This is a genomic window from Sphingobium sp. TB-6 (genome assembly GCF_012927365.1).
Classification (GTDB): domain Bacteria; phylum Pseudomonadota; class Alphaproteobacteria; order Sphingomonadales; family Sphingomonadaceae; genus Sphingobium.
Map to the genome: position 1 here is coordinate 1 of NZ_JABBGL010000042.1, position 4,291 is coordinate 4,291.

5 protein-coding genes are annotated in these 4,291 nt (G+C 58.8%); all 5 read left to right on the forward strand.

What is annotated here, in order from left to right; all coding sequences use genetic code 11:
- The first annotated feature begins 143 nt into the window (after positions 1–143).
- The 5 genes from HHL26_RS23910 (at position 144) to HHL26_RS23930 (ending at position 4,073) form a co-directional block, all read left to right on the forward strand.
- Entirely contained in the window at positions 144–956 is an 813-nt protein-coding gene (locus HHL26_RS23910) for a hypothetical protein (protein WP_169576913.1), read from the forward strand.
- Between the two features lie 352 nt (positions 957–1,308).
- Entirely contained in the window at positions 1,309–1,755 is a 447-nt protein-coding gene (locus tag HHL26_RS23915; RefSeq protein WP_169576914.1) for a hypothetical protein, read from the forward strand.
- 107 nt (positions 1,756–1,862) lie between these two features.
- Entirely contained in the window at positions 1,863–2,366 is a 504-nt protein-coding gene (locus tag HHL26_RS23920) for a hypothetical protein (protein WP_169576915.1), read from the forward strand.
- Positions 2,367–2,427: 61 nt separating this feature from the next.
- Positions 2,428–3,138 carry a recombinase family protein gene (locus tag HHL26_RS23925; RefSeq protein ID WP_169576916.1) on the forward strand — a complete coding sequence of 237 codons (711 nt, stop codon included), beginning with the start codon at positions 2,428–2,430 and terminating at the stop codon, positions 3,136–3,138.
- A complete protein-coding gene (locus tag HHL26_RS23930; protein WP_169576917.1) occupies positions 3,135–4,073 on the forward strand; it encodes a replication protein RepA in 939 nt (312 codons plus the stop codon). Before HHL26_RS23925 ends, HHL26_RS23930 begins: the two co-directional genes overlap by 4 nt.
- Positions 4,074–4,291 lie beyond the last annotated feature (218 nt).

Sequence of the window (4,291 nt, forward strand, 5' to 3'; positions counted from 1 at the left end):
CTACCGATAGATTCCCCGATAGATTCTCCGATAGCGAACCAACCTAAATCGACGCACAGGATGTGCTGTTCTTTGCCCTGGATTGCTCAATTCTAAAACTTACGATATTTTTCGGGAACGTAAGGGGACGCTAAGGGGAATCTATGCCTAGTAAGGCACGCAAATCCGCCAATGCCGCTATTGAAGCTAAAAGGCGCCAAAGCCGCTCCTCTGGAAGCATCACTCTATTGAGTAATGGCAGGGCACCGCGTCCCCGAAGGCATATTCCGAACAGCCGCGCTAACTGGACCGCGTATCTTGATGCTGAAAAGGGATTGGGCCTCATCGAAGGTGCCGTGCATGCAGCCAAAATAAATCGGCCCCTCAACTTGTCTGTGACAATCCATTTTGAGCGGGCCAGTCTGTCCGACCTGTGGCGGCCTCAAGATGCCGTTGGAGCTTGGCTGAAAAGAGCAGGCCAATGGCTAGGGCTTCGCGCCATCCCATGCACCTTCCTCTGGGTGATGGAGCACGCAGTAGGCACCGGGCGGCATGTCCATATCCTGCTCCATTGCCCGCCAGCTCACCAAAAGGCGTTCAAGGAAAAAGGGCGGGGAGATTGGCTTCGTAAAGCTGGGATGATCCCAATCAAACATGCCATCCACTATGAGCGCGTTGGTCCGCGTGGATATGATCCTGCAACCGCGACGACCGCCCAGCGGGGAACCTATTTGCGGCAGCTACAGGGATCTCTTCGCTACCATATTAAGGGGCTGGATCCTGACCAGCGTATCGACCTGGGCGTCGGGCCGAAGCTCATCACCGAATTGCTAGGCGTAGAACCGGAATACTCCTCTCCCATCTACGGCAGGAGAGTAAGCCGATCACAGAATATCGGACGGACGGCCATCGAACGTTACCACGCGCAGCTCCATGAGGAAGCCCAGAAGGGGCTATCAGGGGGCGTGCAAGGATAGGCTAATTCCCCCTCACAGGGGCACCACATAGGCGATAAGTCAATTTAGGCTATCAGGGAGCCATTTTCACCTGTCGCTACTCTACGACCTTCCTATGGCAAAATAGAGCAATGCTATTTGAAAACAGGGTAACTTCGCTTATGATTTCGGAAAATATCCGGCAGGAGCTAACGGCATAGGCGGGTTTGGATCAGGGCGATACGGCGGCAGACCAACGGCAGATATGTCGCTGCGGATTGACCTGGCGTGGATGTTGCGAACGGGGAGAGCACGCGAAGGCATGCTGATCCGGGGCACCTTATCCTGGAATTGTGGCGGCGAACCGGCTGGCTCCATCAGCTACGCGGCACACATGGATGAGCCAGGCCGCGAGCGTCTAGAATTGTCCTATTCGCGGGGTGAAGGCGAAGGACGGGAGCATGTCCGCCAGACCGTCCATCTGTGTTACACGCTGCCCCATTATGGCGGCAAACGCTGGTGGATGATCTGCCCGTATCGCAGCGTTCGGGCGGGCAAGCTCTATAAGCCATCCGGGGGCGACCGCTTTGCATCCCGCCAGGCATGGCGGCTGGCCTATAACAGCCAGCGAGAAGCCAGCCGCGACCGGGCCTTTGAAAAGCTGTTCCGCCTTCAAAAGAAACTGGGATGCGATCCGGGGTGGGAAGCGGGGCTGTTCCGCCCCAAAGGCATGTGGCATCGGACCTTCGAGCGGCATCTAGACCACTACTGGGCGCTTGATGCCCAATGTGCGATGGAAATGGGCGCGCTGCTAAACCGGCTGACTGGCTCTCTAAAGTAGAGGGGGTTTAGACCCGAACGGCACCGCTGGAAACGTTCGTCTATGCGTTCCCCCCAAATCCTTTGCATAACACCCGAACGCGTCGGAGGGGACGGCTGGGGGATTTAATGACTGAGGAAGTGCTGCAACTGGGCTATCGCGAGCTTGCTGACCGCCTGAGCATATCCCCGGATGCGGCGCGCATGAAAGCCAAGAGGGCCGCTAAATCTGGGCGATGGCGTATCATCCCCGGCAATCATCCGAGTGACCGCGTGCTAGTCGAGATACCGGCAGCGGACTTGAACGCACCCGAACGCGTCGGCGGGGAACATCCGGAACGCGTTGGCAAGCGAACAGAGGGGCGAACGCCTGATCGAACGGAAGCCGACGCGATAACCGGGCAGATGGTGGCAGCCCTGCAATCGGCACAGGACCGCATCCGAGAGCTGACAGACCAGCTCACCGAGGAAAAGGACCGCCACAGGGAAACCGCTATGGGCCTGGTCCAAGCCGAAACCGTGCAGGCGAACGCGGCGCTAGAGATAGACCGCCTGCAAGTGACCATTGCCGAGCTACAGGCCGATCTACAGGCGGCGCGTCGTTCATGGTGGCAAAGATTGACCGGCAGATAGCCGTTGTAAAAACCTATACGTTGGGTTAGCTATTTTATGGACGCCATAAGAGAGCCAATCCATGCCTAGCCAAGCCGTTGCCTATCTCCGGGTTTCCACCGACCGGCAAGGCCGTTCGGGGCTAGGGCTGGAAGCCCAGCGGGAAGCCATTGCTCGCTTTGCCGAGGCCGAGGGCTTCGAGATTGTGGCCGAGTTCGTGGAAGTCGAAACCGGCAAGGGGGCCGACGCACTAGACCGTCGCCCGGTCCTGACCGAAGCACTGGCGACCGCCAAACGCACCAAGGCAACCACTCGCGAAGATTGCCCAGTTATTGTTGCGAAGCTGGACCGCCTAAGCCGTGACGTCCACTTTATCAGCGGCCTTATGAGCCAAGGCACCGGCTTTATCGTGGCCGATCTGGGCGCGAACGCTGATCCATTTTTCCTGCACATCTACGCGGCGATTGCCGAGAAAGAGCGGAAGCTGATCTCCGAACGCACACGGGCGGCGCTGGCCGTTCGCAAGGCGCAAGGCATGGTGCTTGGCAACCGCACCAATCTAGCCGAGGCACAAGCGAAGGGCGGCAAGGCAGCTAAGATCGCCGCCAACGCCTTCGCGGCGAACGTCTTGCCCGTCATTGAACAGGTGAAGGCAGCAGGCGCGAGCAGCTACAACGCCATTGCAACCGCCCTGAATGAACGTGGCGTCAAAACCGCACGGGGGGGAACGTGGGCAGCGGCAACCGTTCGGAACGTCATGCTCCGCGCTCCTGACATAGCGAAAGCCGCATGAGCCGAGATGGCAGCCCCCTAACGCTATTTGAGGCGTTGCCCCCGAACGTTCTGGCCCTATCGAAAGAGGCTGACAGGGCGGCTAAAACGGGCCATCCCGATTATCTCCCCGCCGTCTTGTGCCAAGTCGGCTTGCCACGTTCCCCCACGGATGGCCGGACGTTTGAGCGGACTAGCGGCAACGTTTCCCTACAGGTCGAGGCTGGAAAGGTATGGGACGGCAAGAGCTGGCAGCAACAGCCGATCCCCTACGGCGTTCGCCCTCGCCTGGCCCTTGTCCATATCACGACCCAAGCCATCCGCACCAATAGCCGCACTGTTGACGTTGGCGGCAGCGTCAATGCGTTCCTGACCGAGCTTGGCCTAGACAACGGCGGCAAAGCATATGGGCAAATGCGCCAGCAAATGACCGCGCTGGCAGCCTGCACCTTGCGCCTGGGCCGCGTTGACACGCGCACTATCGGAGGGGTGGAACGCGATTTCGCGGTGACGCTGGAAGCCAAGCCCTTTCGTCAGTTTGAGGCATGGATTGATAGCAGCGGAAGCCAGCCGAGCTTGTGGCCGACCGAGGTTGAGCTGACACAGGAGTTCTTTGACAGCATCCGGGAATCTGCCGTGCCCCTAGAGCATAGGGCGCTTGCGCAGCTTTCACACTCTGCGCTGGCCCTGGACCTTTACACATGGCTCGCGCATCGCCTGCACCGCGTTCGGAAAAGCGGAAGCCGGATTAGCTGGGCAGCTCTACAGGAGCAGTTCGGGACCGAATACAAGGACCGGAAACCCTTCAAGCTGCAATTCCGCAAGCGGCTTCGAGAAGCTTTAGCAGCCTATCCAGCGGCGAAGGTCGAGGAAATTGACGGTGGCATCATGCTCCACGCCTCCCCGCCCCCGATCCCGCGCACAAGGGCTGTTGTCCGAAAGCTGCCCAAGCCCTGAAAGCTTCCCTGACCGAAAGAAGGTTCGGACTGCGCATCCCCCAAGGTTCGGACTGCGCATCCCCCAAGGTTCGGACTGCGCATCCCCCCATCTACCGATAGATTCCCCGATAGATTCTCCGATAGCGAACCAACCTAAATCGACGCACAGGATGTGCTGTTCTTTGCCCTGGATTGCTCAATTCTAAAACTTACGATATTTTTCGGGAACGTAAGGGG

Excerpts from the sequence above, each read along its gene's own strand:
- HHL26_RS23910 (WP_169576913.1), top strand. The coding sequence starts at position 144 with ATGCCTAGTAAGGCACGCAAATCCGCCAATGCCGCTATTGAAGCTAAA.
- HHL26_RS23915 (WP_169576914.1), top strand. The coding sequence starts at position 1,309 with ATGGATGAGCCAGGCCGCGAGCGTCTAGAATTGTCCTATTCGCGGGGT.
- HHL26_RS23920 (WP_169576915.1), top strand. The coding sequence starts at position 1,863 with ATGACTGAGGAAGTGCTGCAACTGGGCTATCGCGAGCTTGCTGACCGC.
- HHL26_RS23925 (WP_169576916.1), top strand. The coding sequence starts at position 2,428 with ATGCCTAGCCAAGCCGTTGCCTATCTCCGGGTTTCCACCGACCGGCAA.
- HHL26_RS23930 (WP_169576917.1), top strand. The coding sequence starts at position 3,135 with ATGAGCCGAGATGGCAGCCCCCTAACGCTATTTGAGGCGTTGCCCCCG.